Origin of the sequence: Pilimelia anulata, assembly GCF_014647895.1 — a bacterium.
In the GTDB taxonomy this organism is placed as follows: domain Bacteria; phylum Actinomycetota; class Actinomycetes; order Mycobacteriales; family Micromonosporaceae; genus Pilimelia; species Pilimelia anulata.
In genome coordinates this window covers 15,826-36,917 of the sequence record NZ_BMQB01000006.1, presented here as the reverse complement: position 1 = coordinate 36,917, position 21,092 = coordinate 15,826, and the positions used below count along the sequence as shown (strand labels likewise).

Annotated in this window: 16 protein-coding genes; 4 read left to right on the top strand and 12 right to left on the bottom strand. The window is 78.4% G+C overall.

Annotated features, from left to right (window positions below; genetic code table 11):
- Window positions 1–32: 32 nt before the first annotated feature.
- The gene (gene eccD / locus IEY94_RS14360; RefSeq protein ID WP_189170961.1) at window positions 33–1,403 is read right to left on the bottom strand and encodes a type VII secretion integral membrane protein EccD; all 1,371 of its coding nucleotides are present in this window, start codon (window positions 1,401–1,403) and stop codon (window positions 33–35) included.
- Between the two features lie 159 nt (window positions 1,404–1,562).
- Here eccD and eccCa point away from each other — a divergent pair, with 159 nt between their 5' ends.
- Window positions 1,563–5,594 carry a type VII secretion protein EccCa gene (eccCa, locus tag IEY94_RS14355; protein ID WP_189170684.1) on the top strand — a complete coding sequence of 1,344 codons (4,032 nt, stop codon included), beginning with the start codon at window positions 1,563–1,565 and terminating at the stop codon, window positions 5,592–5,594.
- 136 nt (window positions 5,595–5,730) lie between these two features.
- Complete coding sequence (mycP, locus tag IEY94_RS14350; RefSeq protein WP_229783888.1) at window positions 5,731–6,969, top strand: type VII secretion-associated serine protease mycosin; 1,239 nt, start codon at window positions 5,731–5,733, stop codon at window positions 6,967–6,969.
- 37 nt (window positions 6,970–7,006) lie between these two features.
- Here the strand turns inward: mycP and IEY94_RS14345 are convergent, their stop codons facing one another.
- The 6 genes from IEY94_RS14345 to IEY94_RS14320 all read right to left on the bottom strand — a co-directional run bounded on the left by IEY94_RS14345 (window position 7,007) and on the right by IEY94_RS14320 (window position 12,423).
- Window positions 7,007–7,525 (bottom strand): ricin-type beta-trefoil lectin domain protein, encoded by a 519-nt coding sequence (locus tag IEY94_RS14345; protein WP_189170683.1) that lies wholly within the window; start codon window positions 7,523–7,525, stop codon window positions 7,007–7,009.
- Window positions 7,526–7,687: 162 nt separating this feature from the next.
- Window positions 7,688–8,866 carry a MarP family serine protease gene (locus tag IEY94_RS14340; RefSeq protein WP_189170682.1) on the bottom strand — a complete coding sequence of 393 codons (1,179 nt, stop codon included), beginning with the start codon at window positions 8,864–8,866 and terminating at the stop codon, window positions 7,688–7,690.
- A 4-nt stretch (window positions 8,867–8,870) separates the two neighbouring features.
- Window positions 8,871–9,569: an NUDIX hydrolase gene (locus IEY94_RS14335; RefSeq protein ID WP_189170681.1), complete on the bottom strand. Its 699-nt coding sequence runs from the start codon at window positions 9,567–9,569 to the stop codon at window positions 8,871–8,873.
- On the bottom strand, window positions 9,566–10,174 hold the full coding sequence (locus tag IEY94_RS14330) for a TlpA family protein disulfide reductase (RefSeq protein WP_189170680.1): 609 nt from the start codon (window positions 10,172–10,174) through the stop codon (window positions 9,566–9,568). Before IEY94_RS14330 ends, IEY94_RS14335 begins: the two co-directional genes overlap by 4 nt.
- A gap of 131 nt (window positions 10,175–10,305) precedes the next feature.
- On the bottom strand, window positions 10,306–11,058 hold the full coding sequence (gene nth / locus IEY94_RS14325) for an endonuclease III (RefSeq protein ID WP_229784024.1): 753 nt from the start codon (window positions 11,056–11,058) through the stop codon (window positions 10,306–10,308).
- A gap of 183 nt (window positions 11,059–11,241) precedes the next feature.
- On the bottom strand, window positions 11,242–12,423 hold the full coding sequence (locus IEY94_RS14320) for a CapA family protein (protein ID WP_189170958.1): 1,182 nt from the start codon (window positions 12,421–12,423) through the stop codon (window positions 11,242–11,244).
- A gap of 780 nt (window positions 12,424–13,203) precedes the next feature.
- Between IEY94_RS14320 and IEY94_RS14315 the strand changes: the two genes are divergently transcribed.
- Together IEY94_RS14315 and IEY94_RS14310 are read left to right on the top strand one after the other, a co-directional pair.
- On the top strand, window positions 13,204–13,881 hold the full coding sequence (locus IEY94_RS14315) for a Crp/Fnr family transcriptional regulator (RefSeq protein WP_189170679.1): 678 nt from the start codon (window positions 13,204–13,206) through the stop codon (window positions 13,879–13,881).
- 167 nt (window positions 13,882–14,048) lie between these two features.
- Window positions 14,049–14,888 carry a hypothetical protein gene (locus IEY94_RS14310; RefSeq protein ID WP_189170678.1) on the top strand — a complete coding sequence of 280 codons (840 nt, stop codon included), beginning with the start codon at window positions 14,049–14,051 and terminating at the stop codon, window positions 14,886–14,888.
- 21 nt (window positions 14,889–14,909) lie between these two features.
- Here IEY94_RS14310 and IEY94_RS14305 read toward each other — a convergent pair whose 3' ends face one another.
- From IEY94_RS14305 to sp36, 5 genes are all read right to left on the bottom strand, one after another.
- Window positions 14,910–15,860 carry a serine/threonine-protein kinase gene (locus tag IEY94_RS14305; RefSeq protein WP_229783886.1) on the bottom strand — a complete coding sequence of 317 codons (951 nt, stop codon included), beginning with the start codon at window positions 15,858–15,860 and terminating at the stop codon, window positions 14,910–14,912.
- A gap of 155 nt (window positions 15,861–16,015) precedes the next feature.
- A complete protein-coding gene (locus tag IEY94_RS14300) occupies window positions 16,016–19,561 on the bottom strand; it encodes an adenylate/guanylate cyclase domain-containing protein (protein WP_189170676.1) in 3,546 nt (1,181 codons plus the stop codon).
- Window positions 19,558–20,325, bottom strand: coding sequence for an MBL fold metallo-hydrolase (locus IEY94_RS14295; protein WP_189170675.1), 768 nt, complete (start codon window positions 20,323–20,325; stop codon window positions 19,558–19,560). The genes IEY94_RS14300 and IEY94_RS14295 overlap by 4 nt, the downstream gene beginning before the upstream one ends.
- 94 nt (window positions 20,326–20,419) lie before the next feature.
- Complete coding sequence (locus IEY94_RS14290; protein WP_189170674.1) at window positions 20,420–20,884, bottom strand: RidA family protein; 465 nt, start codon at window positions 20,882–20,884, stop codon at window positions 20,420–20,422.
- Window positions 20,881–21,045 carry a Sp36 family protein gene (sp36, locus tag IEY94_RS14285; protein WP_189170673.1) on the bottom strand — a complete coding sequence of 55 codons (165 nt, stop codon included), beginning with the start codon at window positions 21,043–21,045 and terminating at the stop codon, window positions 20,881–20,883. Before sp36 ends, IEY94_RS14290 begins: the two co-directional genes overlap by 4 nt.
- Between the last annotated feature and the right edge of the window lie 47 nt (window positions 21,046–21,092).

Here is a 21,092-nt window from a genome sequence, read left to right as displayed (position 1 = left end):
GGGGCGGGGCCCGACCCCCGCCCCGGGTGCCCTCAGCCGACGAGCACGCGGACCTGGCCGTACACGCCGAGGACCGCGCAGGCCACCGGCACGATCGAGACCAGCGCCGCGGTGTCGAGCAGGTCCGCGAGCCGCCCGAGGTAGGGCGAGACGGGGCGCTCCGCCGCGCCGAGCAGCATCGCCGCGACCGCCGCCGCCGGCAGCACCGCCGCGAGCAGGCCGAGCGCCACCGGCCCGGCCCCCGCCGCGAGCCCCAGCCCGACCAGGGCCAGCGCCGCCAGTCCGGCGGCGAGCACCGGCACCCGCTGCGCCACCGCCGCGAACACCCGCGCCCGCAGCAGCAGCGCCGCCCCCGCCACCGCGCCGAGCGCCGCCGCGGCCGGGCCGCCGGCGCCGACCAGGACCAGGACCGCGCCCGCGCACAGTACGGCGTGCCCGGCGAGCAGCCCGACGAGCAGCGCGGCCGTGCGGGCGACCGCGGCGCCGACCGCCGCCGGGTCGGGCAGCGCGTCGGTGGGCGCGGCGTCGCCGGCGGGCTCCGCGGGCGCCGGTACCGGGACCCGGCCCAGCCGGATCGCCAGCAGCGGCAGCAGCCCGAGCCCGCAGACCAGCGCCGCCAGCGCGACCGCCGCGACGGTCTCCGCCCGGGCGGCGTAGCCGGCGAGCCCGGCCAGGGCCGCGCCGCCGCCGGCGAACAGGCCGGCGACGTGCACCCGCCGCCCCGCCGCGGCGCCGAGCAGCCCGGCCAGGGCCGCGACCGCGAGGGCCACGCCGCCGACCAGCAACTGGGGCGCGCCCAGCCAGTCGAGCCCGGGCAGCCGCCCGGCGCCGCCGGCGGCGACCGCGAGGGCGCCGCCGGCGAGGGCGTACGGCAGGGCGTACCCGGTCAGGGCGACGCCGAGCCCGCGGTCGCCGTACACCCGCGCGGCCACGACGCCCGCGGCGGCGAGGGTGCCGGCGACGACGGCCGCCGGGTACGCCGGCCCGCCCGCGGCGACCAGCCCGGCCAGCGGTACGGCCAGCAGCACCCCGCCCGCGGCCAGGCAGGCCCGGCGGGTGCGGGCGGCGTCCCAGCCGGCGCCCTGCCGGCGGGCGGCGTCGGCGACGACCTCGACGACGTCGTCGTACTCGGGCTCGGGCCAGCGGGCGCCGGCGGGCACCAGGTGCAGGACCGCGCCGTCGCGCACGCCCTGGGCGTACAGGTGGGCGGCCGGGTCCAGCGGCTCGCCGGTGAGCCGGCGCAGCGCCCAGCCGCCGTGCTCCTCGCCCGCGTCGGCCAGCTCCTCGCCGGCGTGCCGGAGGATCTCCGGGAGCAGCTCGGCGAGCGGGGCGTGCGCGGGTACGGCGAGGTCCAGCCGGCGGGCCGGCGCGCTGACGGTGAGCCGGACGAGCCCGGCGGCCATCGTGGTCGGTCCGGTCGGTTCCTCGGCCATCGACCCTCCTCCACCCCGCCGGCCCCGTGCGATCCCGCGCACTGTACCCATCGGACCCGCGCCCGGGTCGGGCACTGCCTACGATGAACCACGCTCGCCCGACCCCCTCCGGCGGGCGGGGAGGCCGCCGTGAGCACCACCGTCGTCCGCCGCCAGCCGCGCCGGCCCGCGCCGCCGATCCCCGGCGGGGAGGTCCGGCTGGAGCCGCCGCCCGCGGTACCGCCGGAGTCCGACGGGCGCTGGCAGCGGGCCCTGGTCCTGCTGCCGGTGCTGTGCGGCGGCGTGGCGATGGCGATGCTGGTCGGGCGGGGCGGCGGCGCGTACGCGTACGTGGCCGGCGGCCTGTTCGGACTGTCCACGCTGGCCATGCTCGTCACCGCGCGGGCCGGCGGCTCGCCCCGCCGGGGCGAGCTGGCCGCCGCCCGGCGGGAGTACCTGCGCCGGCTCGCCGCGCTGCGCCGGGAGGTCCGCGGGACCGCCCGGGCCCAGCGGGTCGGCCAGCTCTACCGGCACCCGGACCCGGACCGGCTCTGGTCGACGGCGGACAGCCACCGGCTGTGGGAGCGGCGCCGCGGCGACGCCGACTTCGGCGTGGTCCGGGTGGGGCTGGGGCCGCAGACGCTCGCCACGCCGCTGGTCGCCCCGCCGCCGGGGCCGGGCGAGCCGGAGCCGACCGCGGCCGGGGCGCTGCGCCGCTTCCTGGCCACGTACGCCGTCGTGCCGGACCTGCCGGTGGCGGTGGCGCTGCGCGGCTTCGGCCGGGTGCACCTGCACGGCGGGGCGGGCGCCGAGCCGGCGCCGGCGGCGCTGGCGCTGGCCCGCGCGGTGCTGGCGCAGCTCGCGGTGTTCCACGCCCCGGACGACCTGGTCGTCGCCGTCTGCGCCGGGCCGGGCCGGGCGGCCGAGTGGGACTGGGTGAAGTGGCTGCCGCACGCCCGGCACCCCCGGGCGACGGACGCGCTCGGCCCGCTCCGCCTGGTCGCCCCGACCGCCGCGGGCCTGGAACGCCTGCTGGGCGACGTCCTCGGCGCGCGCCCGCCGCACGGCCGACCCGCACCCGCCCCGACGGGCGGCCCGTACGCGGCGGCGCCCGGCCCCCACGCCGCGACGACACCGGGCGGCCCGTTCACCGCGGCAGCGGGCGGTCCGTTCGGCGCGGCGCCGGGCGGCGCTTTCGGCGCGGCGGGCGCGGGGCCGGCCGGGCCGCATGTCGTGGTCGTGCTGGACGGCGGCGACACCGCCGGCGCCGCGCTGCTCGGCGCCGAGCCCGCCGCCGGCGTCACCGTGCTGGACCTGGACCACCCGGCGCCCGCCCGGCCCGGCCGCGGCGTGCTCGCGCTGGCCGTCGGCCCGGGCGGCGCCCTGCGCACGGCGACCCGGGACGGCGCGGCCGACGCCGGTACCGCCGACGCCCTCGACCCGGTCAGCGCCGGCGCGCTGGCCCGCCTGCTCGCCCCGCGCCGGCTCGCCGCCGCGGCCGCGCCGGGCGCCGAGCCGCTGGCCGGCGCGCCCGGCCTGCCCGACCTGCTCGGCATCGACCCGGACGGCTTCGACCCCCCGGCCGCCTGGCCCGCCCGCCCGGCCCGGGACCACCTGCGGGCGCCGATCGGCGTCGGCACCGACGGCGGCGGGGTGGAGCTGGACCTGAAGGAGTCCGCGCTGGACGGCATGGGCCCGCACGGCCTGGTCGTCGGCGCGACCGGCTCGGGCAAGTCGGAGCTGCTGCGCACGCTGGTGCTGGCGCTGGCGGTGCGGCACTCGTCCGAGGAGCTGAACTTCGTCCTGGTCGACTTCAAGGGCGGGGCGACGTTCGCGTCGCTGGACCGGCTGCCGCACACCGCCGCGGTGATCACCAACCTGGCCGACGAGCTGCCGCTGGTCGACCGGATGGTGGACGCGCTCAACGGCGAGCTGGTCCGCCGGCAGGAGCTGCTGCGCCGGTCCGGCAACCAGCCGAGCGTGCGGGCGTACGAGCGGGCCCGGGCCGGCGGCGCCCCGCTGGCGCCGCTGCCGACGCTGCTGCTGGTCTGCGACGAGTTCTCCGAGCTGCTGAGCGCGAAGCCGGAGTTCATCGACCTGTTCGTCCAGATCGGCCGGGTCGGGCGGTCGCTGGGCGTACACCTGCTGCTGGCCTCGCAGCGGCTGGAGGAGGGGCGGCTGCGGGGGCTGGACACGCACCTGTCGTACCGGATCGGGCTGCGCACCTTCTCCTCGCTCGAGTCGCGCACGGTGCTGGGCGTGCCGGACGCGTTCGCGCTGCCCCGCTCTCCCGGCCACGGGTACCTGCGCGCCGGCACCGACCCGCTGGTGCGGTTCCGGGCGGCGTACGTCTCCGGCCCGTACGCCCGCCCCCGCCCGCCGGGCGCCGCGCCCGGCGAGCCGCCGCGGGCCCTGGCGTACACGACGGAGGCCGCGCCCGCCCCGCCGGGCGCCGCCGCGCCCCCGGCGGCGCCCGCGGGCAGCCTGCTGGACCTGCTGGTCGACCGGATGGTCGGCCAGGGCCCGCCGGCGCACCAGGTGTGGCTGCCGCCGCTGTCGGCCGCGCCGGCGTTCGACGAGATCCTCGGCCCGCTACGGGTGGACCCCGACCGCGGGCTGGCCGTGGCCAACCCGCAGTTGCACGGCGCGCTGCAGGTGCCGGTGGCGGTGGTGGACCGCCCGTACGAGCAGCGCCGCGACCTGCTCTGGCTGGCCCTGGACGGCGCCGCCGGGCACGTCGCGGTGGTCGGCGGCCCGCAGGCGGGCAAGTCGCACGCGCTGCGCGCGCTGGTCTGCGGGCTCGCGCTGACCCACACGCCGCGCGAGGCGCAGGTGTACTGCCTGGACTTCGGCGGCGGCACCCTGGCCCCGCTGGCCGGGCTGCCGCACGTCGGCGGGGTGGCCGGGCGGGCCGACGCGCCCGCGGTCCGGCGGACGGTCGGCGAGCTGGCCGCCCTGCTGGCCGCGCGGGAGCGCCGGTTCGCGGCGTCCGGGGTGGACTCGATGCGGGCGTACCGGGCGGCGCGGCCGGACGACGACCCGTACGGCGACGTGTTCCTGGTGGTGGACGGCTGGGCGACGCTGCGTGCCGAGTACCCCGACCTGGAGCCCGCCATCGCCGACCTGGCCGCGCGCGGGCTGTCGTACGGCGTGCACGTGGTCGCCTCGGCGCTGCGCTGGGCCGAGTTCCGGGCGGGCCTGCGCGAGCTGTTCGGGTCCAGGGTGGAGCTGCGGCTGGGCGACCCGGCCGACTCGCTGGTCTCCCGGCGGGCGGCCGGCAACGTGCCGGCGGGCGCGCCCGGCCGCGGCGTCACGGCCGAGGGCCTGCACCTGCGCACGGTCCGCCCGGAGGTCACCGCGCTGGGCCCCGACCCCGCGGCCCTGCCGGCCGCGGTCGCGGCGCAGTGGGCGGGGCCGGCGGCGCCCGCGGTCCGGCTGCTGCCGACCCTGGTGCCGTACGGCGAGCTGGCCGGCGCCGCCGGGACGGGCTGGGCGGTGCCGGTGGGCGTCGCCGAGGCCGACCTGCGCCCGGCCACCGTGGACTTCGCGGCCGAGCCGCACTTCCTGGTGTTCGGCGACGCGGGGGCGGGCAAGTCGTCGTTCCTGCGGGGGTTGGCGACGACGCTGGTCCGGCGGTACCCGCCGGAGGCCGCCCGGCTGGTCCTCGTCGACTACCGGCGCAGCCTGCTCGGCGCGATCACCTCGGAGCACCTGATCGGGTACGGCAGCACCGCCGAGCGGACGGCCGAGCTGGTCGACTCCGTCGCCGGGTACATGCGCCGCCGGCTGCCCGGCCCGGACGTCACCGCCGCGCAGCTCCGCGACCGGTCCTGGTGGACGGGCCCGGACTGCTTCGTCCTGGTCGACGACTACGACCTGGTGGCGGGCGGCCCGACGAACCCGCTGCTGCCGCTGCTGGACTTCCTGCCGCGGGCCCGCGACATCGGCCTGCACCTGGTCCTGGCGCGCCGGTCCGGCGGCGCGGCGCGGGCCCAGTTCGAACCGGTCATCCAGCGTTTGCGCGAGTTGTCGTCACCGGGACTGGTGATGTCCGGTGACCGCGGCGAGGGCGAACTGTTGGGCAGTGTGCGGCCCGGTCCGCTGCCGCCGGGTCGCGGCTGGCTGGTGACCCGGCAGCGGGGTGCCGCGTTGATCCAGGTTGGATACCTGCCGCCGTATTGATCAACGCAACGCCGATAGGCCCATAATCCAGACAAATTTGGACAAGTGAGGTTAAGCTGTCGGGCAGCATGCCGTCGCTGGCGGCACTGACAGGTGGGCCGCCCCCGCGGCCCGGGATTCCCCGAGGATCGACGCGTTGCCCGCTTCGCACGACCGCCGGCCGGTCGGCCGCTCCGCGGCGCTGCTCCTGAGCGTCGCCACCCTCACCCTGACCGCCCTACCCGGGGCCGCGGCCGCGGCGCCGGGCGGCCGGGGCGCCGCCGCGCGGGCCGCCGCGGTGACCGGCGCCGACAGTGGACCGGACGCCGTCACCGCCCGCCGCGAACAGTGGCAGCTCGGCGCCCTGCACGCGCGTGCCGCCTGGCGGCACGCGACCGGCGCCGGCGTCACCGTGGGCGTCATCGACTCCGGCGTGGACAGTTCCCACCCCGACCTCGCCGGCCGGGTCCTGCCCGGCCTCGACCTGGTCAGCGACGACCACGACGGCACGTACGACGCGGTCGGCCACGGCACCACCGTCGCCGGCCTGATCGCCGGCCGGGCCGACGACAGCACCGGCGCGGTCGGCGTCGCGCCGGGCGCCAGCATCCTGCCGGTCCGGGTACTGGACGCCAGCAACCGGTACGACGACGCCGCCGTCGTCGCCCGCGGCATCCGCTGGGCCGTCGACCGGGGCGCCAGCGTGCTCAACATCTCCCTCGGCGGCGCGGGCGGCAGCGAGGCGCTGGCCGACGCGCTGCGGTACGCGTTCCGGCACGACGTCGTCGTCGTCGCCTGCACCGGCAACCTGGGGCCCGGCGCGCCGTCCGGCGTGTGGTTCCCGGCCCGGTTCCCCGGCGTCGTCGCGGTCTCCGGCCTCACCCGCGACCCCGAGCGGAGCTGGCGCAGCGCGGTCACCGGCCCGGCCACCGCGCTCAGCGCCCCGGCGACGTCGCTGGTGGGCGCGCGGCCGGGCGGGTACTGGACGGTCCAGGGCACCAGCTTCGCCGCCCCGCTGGTGGCGGCGTCGGCGGCGCTGGTCCGCTCCCGCTGGCCGGACCTGCCGGCCGGGCAGGTCATCGAACGGCTCCTGCGCACCTCCCGCGACCTGGGCCCGACCGGGCGCGACCCGGCGTACGGGTACGGGGCGGTGGACCCGTACGCGGCGCTGATCGCGCCGGTCCCGGCGGTCACCGGGAACCCGCTGGCGGAGACCCGGGCGGCCGGGGCGGAGCCGGGCACCGAGCCGGGGACGGCGCGGCTGGGCGGCGCGGCGACGACGGCGGAGACGGCGGTGGGCCCGGTCCCGGTCCCGGACCGCCGCCTCCCCCTGATCCTGGCCGGCGGCCTGGTCCTGGCGGCCCTGGTGGCCAGCGTCACCCGCCCCCGCCGCTGACCCCACCCGCGTCCGCCGCCGGGCGGTCGCGGTCCGGTCAGCGTCCCGCGGACGGGGTCGGGTCCGGCGGGAGGGGTTGGGGGGTGAAGGTGGCGGCGCGGGCGCAGTCCGTGTGCCAGCGGCCGATGATCATCGTGTCCATGAAGCGGTCCAGGTAGACGCAGCGGGCGCCCAGCGGGACGCTGTCGCCGCGCAGGTGCCCGTCCGCCAGGCTCATCCGCATCCAGGGGACATTGCGGTCGCCGCAGGTCCGGCGCAGGCCCACGCCCTCGCCGTCCGCCCGGGCCGCCGGCGGGTCGACCACGCAGGCGTTGACGCCGACGTTGGCCAGGTGCCCGCCGACGCCGCGCCAGTGCTGGGTCCGGTCCGGCCCGCAGGGCCGCAGCGCCGCCGCGTACTGGCCGCCCGGCAGCCGGCCCACGCTCAGGCACTGCCCGTCCGCGACCAGCCGGAACGGCTGCTCGGGCAGCCCCTCGCCGGCCGGGCCGGCGGCGACCGCCGGGGCCGGCGCGGCGACGACGCCGGCCAGCGCGACCCACCACCCGATCCGCACCACGACGCCCCCCATCACCGTCCGTGCGACCGGACTCTAATCGGGTACCCGGGCCCGCCGGCCGATTTCCGCCGCCGCGTACCGGTGACCGCGGCGGCGCGGCACCGGCCGCGGGGGGGCCGGTGCGAGCGGCGGGCGCCGGTCGGGGCGCGGTGCCGCGGCGGGTCAGGCGCAGCGGCCGGTGCGGGTGCGGTTGTCGGCCGTCCGGCCGACCTCGGCCACGCCCGCCGCCTCGGCCGCGCTGACGGCGAAGCCGGTGTTCTTGTCGTCGGCCGCGGCCGCGAAGATGACCCCGAGCACCCGGCCGTCGGTCGACACCAGCGGGCCGCCGGAGTTGCCGCTGCGGACCAGCGCCCGCAGGGTGTAGACCTGCCGGGTCACCTTGTTCTTCTCGTAGATGTCCGGGCCGGTGATCTGCCGCAGGTCGCGGACCCGGGCCGCCTGGGCGTTGAACGGGCCGTCCAGCGGGAAGCCCAGCACGACCGCGTTGGCGCCGGTCACGGCCGGCGTCCGGACGAACGGCAGGACCGGCGCGCGCATCCCCGGCACCCGGATCACCGCGAGGTCGCGGCCCGGGTCGTAGACGACCACGGTCCCGTCGTACCGGCTGCCGTCCAGCTCCACCCGGACCTGCGTGGTGCCGGCGACGACGTGCGCGTTCGTCATCACCCGCTCCTCGGCGTACAGGAAGCCGGAGCCCTCGATCCGCCGGGCGCAGGACGGCGCCGTGCCGAGCACCTTCACCACCGACCGCTTGCCGGTGGTGACCGCCACGGACCGGGCCAGGCCGGGGTCGGGCGGGGCCACCTCGGTGACCCGGGTGGCGTCGAGGCCGTCGAAGACGTCCGGGAAGCCGCGGGTGTCCACGCTCTCGCGCAGCCGCTGCGACATCGCCTTGGCCTGCTCGGGGACGACCGAGTCGATCCCGTCCAGCACCTTCGAGGTGCGGACCGCGGCGGCGAGCCAGGGCAGCGAGGAGACCCCCAGCGGTACGGCCACCAGCCACACCACCAGCACCATCGCCACCAGGGACACCCCGGCGCCGCCGATGTCGTCGGCCACCCGCCCGTACTTGTGCCGGATCCCGCGGCGCAGCCGCGCGCCCAGGAACCCGGCGGCGGCCTGGCCGACGACGGCCAGGCCGAAGACGGCGGCCAGCGCCATCGTCACCTTGACCGTCGGGTCGGCGATGCGGTTGGCGAGCCACGGGCCCAGTTGCAGGCCGACGACCGCGCCGCCGAAGAAGCCGGCGAACGACAGCGCCCCCGTCACGAAGCCCTGGCGGTAGCCGCTGAAGGCGAACGCCAGCATCAGCAGGATCAGCAAGTAGTCGAGCGGGGACACCCCATCAGGGTACGGGCGTGTCGGGCCCGGAGCCCACAACGGGCGGTCCGGCTGGCGCGTCGTACGGCCCCGGGTCGGTGAGCCGGTCGGCCGACCACGGCCGGGCCCAGCCGCCCAGCTCCAGCAGCCGGGACAGCACCCCGGCGGTGAAACCCCAGATCAGCATCCCGGAGACCGCGAACGCCGGCCCCACCCAGCCGCTCGGGTGCCGGACCTGCCGCCGGTTCGCCGGGTCGGCCAGGTCGGCCACCCGGACCCGGGCCACCCGGGCCACCTCGGCCACCTGGACGGCGTGCAGGTCGTGCGGCGCGTGCCACCAGGCCAGCACCGGCGTCACCACGAAGTCGCTGACCGGGATCCACAGCTCCGGCAGGGTGGCCAGCACGGTCACCGTGTCGCGGCACAGCCCGACCTCCTCGCCGGCCTCGCGCAGCGCGGTGGCCGGCGGGTCCGCGTCGGCCGGCTCCGCCGCCCCGCCGGGGAAGGCCGGCTGCCCGGCGTGGGTGCGCATGGTGCGGGGCCGCTGAATGATCAGTACGTCCGGCTCGCCCGAATCGTCCTGCGCGAACAGGACGAGCACCGCGCTGTCCCGCCCGCCCGGCTCGGGCCGGCGCAGGCTGGTGAAGTCCTCGGTCCGGGCGTCCCGGACCCGGCTGAGCAGCGGCTCCCACCAGCCCGGCGGCCGGCCCGCCGGGCCGCTCACCCGCCGGCCCCGAGGTGGGTGGCGGCGAGCGCCGGCAGGGTGGCGTCGGTGAGCGGGGCGCGGTGCAGGTACCGCAGCGTCCCGCCCGGCCCGACGAACAGCGTCACCGGCAGCCCCGGCGCCCCCACCGCGCGCTTGAGGGCGCCGGCCCGGTCGACGAGCTGCGGGAACCGGATGCCCGCCTCCCGGCCCAGGTCGGCGGCCAGCGCGGGGTCGTCCTCGGTGACGACGCCGACGACCCGGACGCCCCGGTGCCGGTCGGCGTACCGCTGGAGGAGGGGCAGCTCGGCCCGGCACGGCGGGCACCAGGTGGCCCACAGGTTCACCACGGCGGGCCCGGCGAGCGCCGCGGTCGCCACCGCGGGCCCGCCGGCCAGGCACGCCAGCTCCACCCCCGGTACGGGACTCCCCGCCGCGGGACCGGACACTCCCGCATCCGGGGTGCCGGCGGACGGGGGGCCGGCGGACGGGGGGGTCGCGGTGGTGAGGTCGGCGCAGTCGGCGAACGGGGCCGGCGCGGTCGCGGCCGGCGCCGCCGCGGGCCGCCCGCCGCCGCACCCGCCCCCGACCGCCAGGACGCCGGCGAGCAGCACGGCCGCGCCCACCCGCCCCGCGCCCGCCGGCCGTGCGTGCGGCGACGGCGGTGCTGGCTGTGCCGGCCGGCCGGGCGGCGGCTGTGCGGGCAGCGCCGGCGGCGCTGGACGTGCGGGCCGGTCAGGCGCCGGCGGCGGTGCGGTCACGCCGGCTCCGGGGCCGCGTGGGCCGGTACCAGGTCCGGGTCGATCCCGGCCAGCTCGGCCAGCTCCCGCGCCCGCGGCCCCTTCAGCAGCCGCGCCGCGACCGCGGGGTCGGTCGGCCCCTCCCCGTACGCCGGGCAGAGCGCCGCCAGCGAGCACGCCCCGCACGCCGGCTTGCGGGCCTGGCAGACGCGGCGGCCGTGGAAGATGATCCGGTGCGACAGCATGGTCCAGTCGCGCTTCTCGATCAGCTCGGCGACGGCGTGCTCGATCTTCACCGGGTCGGTCTCGGCGGTCCACTGCCACCGCCGGGCGGCGAGCCGCTGGAAGTGGGTGTCCACGGTCAGGCCGGGCACGCCGAACGCGTTGCCGAGGATGACGTTGGCCGTCTTGCGGCCGATGCCGGGCAGCTCGACCAGTTCGGGCAGGGTCTCGGGCAGCTCGCCGCCGTACCGGTCGACCAGCGCCCGGCCGAGCCCGAGCAGCGACTCGGTCTTGTTCCGGAAGAACCCGGTGGGCCGGATCAGCTCCTCCACCTCGGCCCGGTCGGCGCCCGCGTAGTCGGCCGCCGTCGGGTACCGGGCGAACAGCGCCGGGGTGACCGCGTTGACCCGCTCGTCGGTGCACTGGGCGGACAGGATCGTGGCGACGGCGAGCTGCAGCGGATTGTCGTGGCGCAGCTCGCAGTGCGCGTCGGGGTGCGCCTCGGCCAGCGCGCGGGCGATCCGGCGCGCGCGGCGCTTCCGGCCGATCGGGGTCTCGGTGCGGTGGCGCTGACCGGCGGCGCGTTGGCGGGTGGCGCGCTGGTCAGCGGCGGCGGGGGGCACGGCACGGCTCACGGACCGAGCCTACGGCCCACCCCCGACACCGGCCACGCGGCGCCGCCGCCGGGCGCCGCGGCGGCGGGCGGGAGCCGGCGCGCGCGGCGACCGGGGTCAGCGGCGCAGCGGCGGCACGATCCGCCCGGCCACGTCGAACCGGGCGCCGGTCCGCGGGAAGTCCCGGGTCGACAGCGTCCGGACCAGGTCGGCGCTACGCGCGGCCCGGTCCACCGTCGGCCGCCCGTCGGCCATCGCGGTGGAGACGAACTCGCCGGCCGACCAGGTGCCGTCCCGGCGCAGGGCGACCCGCAGCACGCCGCCGAGCCCGCTGCGGCCGGACTCGCGGAGCACCGCGCCGCCGGCGGCGAAGTTGCCGAGGCTGTACGCGATCAGCCGGCCGCGGTAGAACTCCATCCCGCGCAGCACGTGCGGGCCGTGCCCGACGACCAGGTCGGCGCCGGCGTCGATGACCGCGCGGGAGAACGCGACCGGGTCGCCCCGGTTCTCTCCCGCGAACCGCTCCTCGCCCGGCCGGACCGCGGTCTTGTCGGCCCCCTCGGCGCCCATGTGCGCCTGGACCACGACGACGTCCGCCGCGGCGACCGCCCGCCGGACGACGGCCGCGGCCTCGTCGAGCCGGAGCAGGTTGTTCGACCACGCGTACACCGAGAAGCCGACCACCCCCACCCGGACCCGGCCGGCCTGGACGACGGTCACCTCGTCGGCGGCGCCGGTGTACCGCAGGCCCTGCCGGTCCAGCGCCCGCCGGGTGTTGCGGATGCCCGCGCCGCCGAAGTCGTTGGCGTGGTTGTTGGCCTGGTTCAGCAGGTGGAAGCCGCCGGCGCGCAGGTGCGCGGCGTACCCCGGCGGAGCCCGGAACTGGAAGCACTCCACCGGCGGCGGCGTGACCCGGCTGAGCACGGTGATGTCGGACCCGCCGGAGGCGGTCGCGGGCGGGCGGCACTTGCCGACGCCGGTGTCCTCGGTGAGCGGCTGCTCCAGGTTCCCCATGGTCAGGTCGGCAGCGAGCGCCGCGCGCACGTCCGCGAAGAAGCCGGCGCCGTCGCGGGCGGGCAGCCGGTCGGGCGCGCTGCCGAGGATGACGTCGCCGGTGGCGGCGAGGGTGACCGTGCCGGCCTCGGGGAGCTGCGCGGTCGACCCGCCCCGGCCGCCGGTGGTGGGCTGCTGGTCGGCGGCGTCGGTGGTGAGCCAGCGCGGGACGCCGTGCGGGGCCCGGTCGGCGGCGACGGTGGCGACGGCGACGAGGACGAAGGCGAGCAGCGCCACCCCGCCGATCGCGGCGATCCGGCCGAACCGGCGGGCCGAGGCGTGCTCGTGCCGGCCGCGCGGCGTGGTGTGCGGCCACTCGCCGGTCGGGATGCGGTGGGCGGCGCCGGTCCGGGCGACGCCGATGGCCCGCGGCCCGCCGGCGTGCGGCCCGGGCACCCGCCCCAGCGGCACCGTACCCTCGCCGGCGGCGAACCCGTCCGCCGCGCGGTGGTCGACGCCCGCCCGGCGGTCGGCGGCGGCATGCTCGCCCCCCGGCGGCGCGGGGGCGGGGTGGCGGTCGGGGCCGGCGGTCGGGGCGCGGGGCGGTGCGGGGACGCCGGCGGACCGCCCCGGTTGCGGTCCCGGGGCGGGCGGAAACGACTCGTCGGCGTCCATGGCACCCGCACCCTACCCCCGCGCCGGCCACCCCCGACAGTCCCCAAAGGACCGCGGATCGCGACCGCCCGAGCCGCCGGACGCATCGGCGGACGTTTACGCTCCGTAATGATTCGCTGGCCCGCCGGCGCCCGCCGGGAGCGCCCCGACCTGGGGATGAACACGCCCCGCAGCCGGATACGAACCGTGAATAAGCCTCGGGGGTCGCCCCCAAAGGTGGTACGGATGTGCCTAGACTGGCCACGCGACGGGGGAGCAAGCGGTACGGCGAGAATCGGCGCGGGAGACGCCCCGCGCCGGGTGAGTCGGCACGGGGGCGACCGCGCGGGTCGCCGGCCGCACACGGTCGGTGTCCGCGGGGGGCCCGCCGGCGGACGGTGCGGGAGCGCGGAATCCCGGAAAGGTTGGGCGATGGACGAGGTACTGGCCCGCAGCGGAATCTTCCAGGGCGTTGACCCGGAGGCGGCCGAGGCGCTCGCCAAGGAGATGGAGACGGTCGAGGTCCGCAAGGGCGACATCCTGTTCAACGAGAGCGAACAGGGCGACAGCCTGTACATCGTCCTCACCGGCAAGATCAAACTCGGCCGCCGCGCGGCCGACGGCCGGCAGAACCTGATCTCCGTCATGGGCCCGTCGGACATGCTCGGCGAGCTGTCGCTGTTCGACCCCGGCCCGCGGACGGCCACCGCGACCGCGATCACCGACACCAAGCTGGCCCGGCTGCGCAAGGCGTCGCTGCGCCCGTGGCTGGCCGACCGCCCGGAGATCGCCGAGCAGCTCCTGCGGGTCCTCGCCCGCCGGCTGCGCCGGACCAACGACGCGCTCGCCGACCTGATCTTCACCGACGTCCCCGGCCGGGTCGCGAAGAACCTGCTCCAGATGGCGAGCCGGTTCGGCACCCGCGACGGCGGCGTCCTGCGGGTCACCCACGACCTGACCCAGGAGGAGCTGGCCCAGCTCGTCGGCGCCTCCCGGGAGACCGTGAACAAGGCCCTCGCCGACTTCGCCTCCCGCGGCTGGCTGCGGCTGGACGGCAAGAGCGTGATCATCCTGGACCCGGAGCGGCTGGCCCGCCGCGCCCGCGTCTGACCCGCCCCCCGCGCGGCGCCACCCCCGGGTAGGCTGCCGCCGGGCGGACCGCGTTCGATCGATGCCCGCACACCCCACGTGTGCGGGCATCGCCGTGCCGCCGCCCCCGTACCCGACGCGGGCCGCCCGACACCCACACCCCCGAACCCCTCGACGACGGGAAGCAGATGTCTCGCACCCCCCGCACCGCGGCGCTCGCCGCGGCCGCCGCCCTGGCCGTCCTCCCGGCCGCCGTACCCGCTGCCGCGGCGCCCGCCGACGACGCGCCCGTGACCACCGCGCCGCGCCCGGTGGCCCTCGACAACGACCCCTGGGTACCGCACGGCAAGCTCGACATCGCCCTCGGCAACCCCAACGAGACCGGTACGCCCGGCACCGTCCAGCTCCTGCTGCCGGCCACCCTGACCGTCCGGGACGACAAGCGCTGCACGGCCGTCGACCCCGGCACCCTGCCGGCGGTCCCGGCGACCGTGGCCGCGGCCTGGTCGTGCGCGCTCGGCACCGTCCCGGCCAAGGGCGGCAAGGAGGCGACCGTACGGCTGCGCTCGGCCACCGCCGAGCCGGTGTTCGGCGTCGAGGCGAAGGGCTGGGTGCGCGGCGCCGGCGCCGCCGGCGTCGGGGCGAACAGCGAGTTCGCCGTGGCCTGGCCGGCCCGGCTGCCGGTCCGGCTCGCGGCGAAGCCGGGCGCGAACAACGGCGGTACGGTCGCCGTCACCGCCGCCGTGACCAACGCCGGCACGATCCCGCTGCGCGGCTACGCCCTGCTGGCCCGGGTCCCGGCCGGCGTGACCGTGGCCTCCAAGTACTGCAAGGCCACCGCGCACGCGGGCAAGGACGGCTGCGAGGTGCTGCGGCTGGACGACGTCGCGCCCGGCAGGGCCGACGAGGTGACGATCAAGTTCAGGGTCGGCAGCCGCGGCGGCGCGGTCGAGCTGTGGCTGGCCCCGCCGAGCCGCTACCCGAACAAGGACACCTCGACCAGGGTCACCCTCCCGCCCAAGGGCTGACCGCCCCGGCCGGCGGAACGGCTAGCGGAACGGCCAGGAGAAGATGCGGCGCAGCGACCCGCCCGTCGTGCTGGACCCGCCCGACGGCTGGTCGCCGCCCTCGGTCGCCGTCCGCGGCGCCGGCGCCGTCCCGCGCGCCCGGACGGTGGCCTTGCCGTACCCGAGTACCGAGCGCCGCCCCGGCGGCTCGTCCCCCGGCAGCACCAGGCCGGCGAGGGTGTCCCGCAGCTCGGCGGCGTTCGGCCGCTCGGCCGGTTCGTTGGACATGCCGGTGCGCAGGACGTCCAGCAGCACCGGCGGCACGCCGGGCAGCGGCGGGATCGGCTGGCTGAACAGGTCCATCAGCGTCAGCAGGCCGGGGTTGCCGGCCTCGCCCCAGCGCGGCGGCCGCCCGTGCATCACCGCGTACAGCGTGGCGCACAGCGCGTAGATGTCCACCGCCGACGTCGGCTGGCTGTGCCGGAACATCTCCGGCGACGCGTACGCCGGGGTCATCACCTCGACCGTCACCGCCGTGTCCCGGGCCTCGGCGAGCACGGCCAGGCCGAAGTCGGCGAGGACGGCCGGGTTGAAGTACGAGTGCAGCAGGTTCGCCGGCTTGATGTCGCGGTGCAGCACCCCGCACTCGTGCGCGTACACTAGCGCGTCGGCGATCCGGACGCCCAGGTCGCGGGCCTCGCCGGCGGTCAGCGGGGCGTTGTTCATCCGGTCCAGGTAGGAGCCGTCGCACAGCTCCATGATCAGGTACGGGTGCCCCTCGCCGGTGACCCCGACGTCGAACAGGTCGACCACGTGCGGGTGCGAGCTGAGCCGCCCCGAGGCGCGGGCCTCGCGGAAGAAGCGGCGGCGGTCCCGGTCGCTGTCGAGCCGGTGGTTCTCGACCTTGACGGCGACCTCGCGGCCGACGGAGTTCTGGACCGCGCGGTAGACCGTCGCGTACCCGCCCCGGGCAAGCAGGGAGAAATCAGACAATCCCGGTACGCTCGGGGCGCGAAAATTGGATGGTCCGTCGGTCACAGCAAGCACCGTACGCTACGGCGGAGCGCTACGCGCTCGCCCGACTGACCGAAAAGCGACCGTTGAGTCGGACAAATCCCCCGGTGTTTCCGCACCTCGCCCCGTCCCGTTCACTCCCCCAGTCGGGCGGCCAGCTCGTCGGCCGCCGCCCGGCCGGACACCTGCTCCGTCGCGTACGCCAGCCGGACCGCCTCGCCCGCGGCGCTGCGCGCCTCGGCCAGCTCGCCGCGCGCCGCCAGCACCTCGGCGAGCGTCCGGGTGGCCAGCACCCCGCTGCGCACGTCCTCCCCCGGCGCGACCAGCGCCGACCGGGCCCAGGACAGCGCCTCGTCCGCCCGGCCCGCGGCCAGCAGCGCCGCCGCGTACCCGGCCTGCGCCTCGCGGCGGGCGAACAGCAGCGACGGCGCGTCCCCGGCCTGCGCCACCGGCTGCAACAGCCGCACGGCCGCCGCGGCGTCGCCGCCGGCCAGCCGGGCCGCCGCGAGCAGCGCCCGCGGCCCCACCTGCGCCGCCGGCAGCGCCTCCGCCGGCCCGGCCACGCTCAGCGCCGCCTGCGCCTCCGCCGCCGCCCGGTCGGCGTCGCCGCGGTCCAGGGCGACGAAGCCGCGCAGCGTGCGGGCCATGCCGAGCAGCATCGGGTGGCCGAGCCGCTCGCTGTACCGCAGGGCCTCGGCCAGCAGGTCGCTCGCGTGGTCCGGCTCGCCCAGCCCGCGCGCGATCGCCCCCCGGACCACCAGCGCGAAGCCCCGCCCCCAGTCGTCGGAGACGTTCGCGAAATCGCGGAACGCCGCCCGCGCCTCCCCGTCGGCCTCGCCCAGGTCGCCCAGCTCGCAGGCCGCGTACCCGGTCACCGCGCGCAGCGTCCCGACCGCCCAGCCGTCGCCGACCCGCTCGCCGGCCGGCAGGAACTGCCGGGCCAGCCGCTGCGCCTCGCCCAGCCGCCCGGCCAGCAGCCGGGTGAAGGCCGCGGTGCCGCGCAGCCACGCCTGCCCGATCGGGTCCTCCAGGGCCGAGTACAGCGTCGACGCCCGGGCCAGCGCCGACTCGGCCCCGGCGAAGTCCGCCCGGGCGGTCTCCACCCAGCACAGGTTCTGCAGCGACCACGCCTGGCTGCGCCGGTCCCCGGCCTCCACCGCCAGCTCGTACGCGGCGGTGAACCGCGCCCCCGCCTCGGCCAGCCGCCCGGCCACGTAGTCGAGCATGCCCAGCCGGCGCATCGCCTCGGTGCGCGGGGAGATCGCGTTCGCCGCCGCCGCCACGTCGGCGGCCTCGCGCCACGCCTCGGCCGCCCGCTCGACGTCCCCGCCGGTGCGGTACGCCCGCCCGGCCAGCAGCAGCGCGTGCGCCCGGTCCACGCCGAGCACCTCGTCGCCGATCAGCTTCTCCACCACGGCCAGCGCGTCGTCGACCCGCTGCCGCTGGAACAGCGCCCTGGCGTACACGAGCTGGTCCGGCACCGGCAGCGGGCCGCCGGCCAGGACCATAGCGCGCTCGGCGTACCCGACCGCCGGGCCGGGCTCGCCCCGGCCGACCGCGCGGGCGGCGGCCCGGCTCAGCGCGGCCACGCCCAGCGGGCGGACCTGCCGGGCGGCGGCGTCCGCCCGCAGCCCGACCTCGTCGGCGAGCGCCGCCGCCCGCTCGACGTGGTGGGCGACGAACGCGTCCCGGTCGTCGGCCCGGACGGCGGCGTCCAGCCCCCGCGGCGGCTCCTCGGCCGCCGCCCACCGGGCCAGGTACGCGTGCCGGGCGGCCAGGTCGGCCTTGCCGATGCCCGCGTACGCGGCCTGCCGCATCAGCGGCGTGGGGAACGCGAAGCCCTGCTTGATCCGGTGCAGCATCCGCCGGGTGAGCAGGTCGTCGACGGCCTTCTCGCTCTCCGCGCCGGTCCACGGCCGGCCGGCCCGGCGCTGGCGCAGCGCGGTGAGCACGTCCAGCGGCACGGTGTCGCCGATCACCGCGGCGTCGCGCAGCACCGAGCGCGCGTCGCCGGGCAGCGCGTCGATCCGGGCGGCGAGGACGGCGGCCAGGTCCCGGGACAGCAGCCGCGAGCCGAGCGACCCCGGCGCCAGCCGCCACACCGGCCGCCCCTCCGCCCCGGCCGGGCCCTCGGTCAGCGCGCCCCGCTCGATCAGCAGCGTGACCAGCTCGGCCAGGTAGAACGGGTTGCCCTGGGCGGTGGCGAGCAGCGCGTCGGTGTCCGGCTGGGGCAGCCGCCCGCCCCCCAGGTACGCCGACAGCAGCCGGGCCGCGTCGGCGCCGCGCAGCGGCGGCAGCGCCAGCACCTCGGCCTCGGCCATGCCGGTCAGCGCGCCCGCGGTCCGGACCAGCTCCGGCCGGCCGAGCAGGATGCCCAGCACCGGCCCCTCGATCGCGGAGAACGCCACGCCCAGCGCGGCGATCGCCTCCGGGGTGGCGTCGTGCAGGTCGTCCACGATCACCACGACCGGGCCCTGCTCGGCCAGCGCGGTGAGCAGCGCCCCGACCGCCCGGGCGACCTGGTCGGTGCCGTCGTCGATGACCTTGGTGGTGCCGGGGCGCTCCTCGTCCGGCCCCGGCCCGGCGGCGTCGCCGAGGCCGAGCAGCGCCAGCAGCGGCTCGGTCGGCACCGCCGCCTCGGCGCCCGGCCGCAGCACCACCCGCTCCAGCCGGTCGGCGACCGCGCCGCGGGCGTTCGGGCCGGTCGGCGTCGCGCGCAGGCCCAGCGCCAGCTTGACCAGGTCGGCCAGCGGCGCCAGCCGGCGGCGCTCGCCGAACGCGGCGCAGCGCACGGTCAGCACCCGCGGCGGCCGCCCCGCGTACGGGCCGGGGCCGGGCTCGAACTCGCCGGCCACCCGCCGGGCCTCGGCGGCGAGCCGGCTCTTGCCCGTACCGGCCTCGGCGGTCATCACCACCACCTGCGGGTCGCGCCGGTCGACCATCTCGGCCAGCCGGCCCTCGAACCGGCCCAGCTCGGCCTCCCGCCCGACGAACGGCGCCTCGTCGCCGAGGCCCGGCCGGGTGCCGGGGGCGTCGTGCATGCCGAGCAGCTCGTACGCCTCCACCGGCGCCCGCTTGCCCTTGAGCCGCAGCGGGCGGAGCTGCCGCCAGGACGCCACGTGCCGGGTCGCGGTCGCCGTACCCGAGCCGGCGTACACCGTGCCGACGGCGGCGGCGTCGGACAGCCGGGCCGCGGTGTTCACGGTGTCGCCGATGACCGTGTACTCCAGCGCGGCCTGCACGCCCGCGACCACCTCGCCGGTGTTCAGCCCGACCCGCAGCCCCAGCGGGGCGCCGCCGCCGCGCTCGTCGTCCAGCACCCGGCGCACCGACCGCTGCATGGACAGCGCCGCCCGGACGGCCCGCTCGGCGTCGTCCTCGTGCGCCACGGGCGCGCCGAACACGGCCATGATGCCGTCGCCGGTGAGCTTGTCGACGTGCCCGCCGTACGTCTTCACCGCCCCGGCCAGGGCGGCCAGCACGCGGTCGGTCACCGCGCCGACCCGCTCGGGGTCGACCTCCTCGGACCAGGAGGTGAAGTCGGACAGGTCGCCGAACAGCACGGTGACCACCCGCCGCTCGGAGACCGGCAGCGTCGCGTCGACGGTGAGCGCGAGCCCGCACCGGTGGCAGTAGTACGCACCCGGAACGGCGACCGTGCCACAGCGCGGGCAGGTCATCGCGCCGGCCCGCCGCGCTCGGCGGCGAGGAAGTCGAGCTGGGCCCGAGCCGACCAGGTCGCGGCCGTGCGCAGGTGCGGCGGCAGGTCCGCGTAGACGGCGTCGACCACCGCCGCCGCGGTGTCCGCGCCGGCCGCGACGACCGCCCGCACCTGGTCCAGCCGGGCGCGGCGGTGGGCGAGGTAGTGCGCGGCGGCCGCGGCCGTGTCGGCCAGCGGCGGGCCGTGCCCGGTCAGCGCGGGCACCCCGGCGTACGCGGTAAGCAGTTCCAGGCTGGCCAGGTACGCGCCGAGGTCGCCGTCCGGGTGGGCCACCACCGTCGTACCGCGGCCGAGGATCGTGTCGCCGGTGGCGACGGCCCGCTCGCCGGCGGCGGCGAGCAGGTAGCAGCGGGAGTCGGCGGTGTGGCCGGGGGTGGCCAGCGGCGTCACCTCGACGCCGTCGAGCGCGCCCCCGTCGACGACCCGGGCGCCCGAGGAGGCGAGGAAGTCGGCCAGCCCGTCCACGTGGTCGTGGTGCCCGTGGGTGACCAGGACGTGTGCCACCGGCCCGGTGGCCAGGATCGCCGCGAGGTGGCCGGCGTCGCGCGGGCCGGGGTCGACGACGGTGGCCGGGGCGCCGGGCGCGGCGCGCAGGACCCAGGTGTTCGTGCCGTCCAGGGTCATCGGGCCGGGGTTGGGTGCACGCACCAGCGTCGCCCAGCCGGGCAGCCGCTCCGCGACGGCGGCCGCTGGCGCCGTCAGTCGCGCCGGTCCCCCCACCATGCCGCCGATCCTACGGGCCGGGCCCACACTTCCCCACCGCCCGCCGGTACCGCGGTCGATCCCGGGGCGTACCCCCGGGATCGACCCGGACGGATCAGTCGGCGACCTCCACGATCATCTCGACCTCCACCGGAACGCCGAGCGGCAGCTCCGATACGCCGACCGCGCTGCGGGCGTGCTCGCCGGCCGCGCCGAACACCTCGCCGAGCAGCACCGAGGCCCCGTTGACGACCACCGGCTGCTGGGTGAACCCCTCGGCGGACGCCACGAACCCGACGATCTTGACGACCCGGACGACTCTGTCCAGCCCGACCAGGTCCTCGATCGCGGCGAGCCCGTTGAGCGCGCACTGGCGGGCCATGGCGGCGCCGTCCTCGGCGCTCACCTCCCGGCCCAGCTTCCCGGTCGGGTTGACGCCGTCGGCCAGCGGGAGCTGGCCGGAGACGTAGACGTACGCGCCCGACCGGACCGCCGGCTTGTACGCCGCCAGCGGCGGCACCACCTTCGGCAGCGCGAGCCCCAGCCGGCTCAGGTTGGCGTACGGGTCGACGGCGCTCACTCGCCCCTGCCCTTCGGACGCTTCAGGTACGCGACGAGCTGCTCGGTGTTCGGCCCCGGGACGGCGGTGACCAGCTCCCAGCCGTCCTCGCCCCAGGTGTCGAGAATCTGCTTGGTCGCGTGGACCAGCAGGGGAACAGTGGCGTACTCCCACTTCTGCATGCGCGCACCTTACCGGCGCGAGTCCTCCGCGCCGGTCGCGGACGCAC

Coding starts and splice junctions, on each gene's coding strand:
- eccD (WP_189170961.1), bottom strand. CDS start 1,403: ATGGCCGCCGGGCTCGTCCGGCTCACCGTCAGCGCGCCGGCCCGCCGG.
- IEY94_RS14315 (WP_189170679.1), top strand. CDS start 13,204: ATGGACGAGGTACTGGCCCGCAGCGGAATCTTCCAGGGCGTTGACCCG.
- IEY94_RS14310 (WP_189170678.1), top strand. CDS start 14,049: ATGTCTCGCACCCCCCGCACCGCGGCGCTCGCCGCGGCCGCCGCCCTG.
- IEY94_RS14300 (WP_189170676.1), bottom strand. CDS start 19,561: ATGACCTGCCCGCGCTGTGGCACGGTCGCCGTTCCGGGTGCGTACTAC.
- IEY94_RS14295 (WP_189170675.1), bottom strand. CDS start 20,325: ATGGTGGGGGGACCGGCGCGACTGACGGCGCCAGCGGCCGCCGTCGCG.
- sp36 (WP_189170673.1), bottom strand. CDS start 21,045: ATGCAGAAGTGGGAGTACGCCACTGTTCCCCTGCTGGTCCACGCGACC.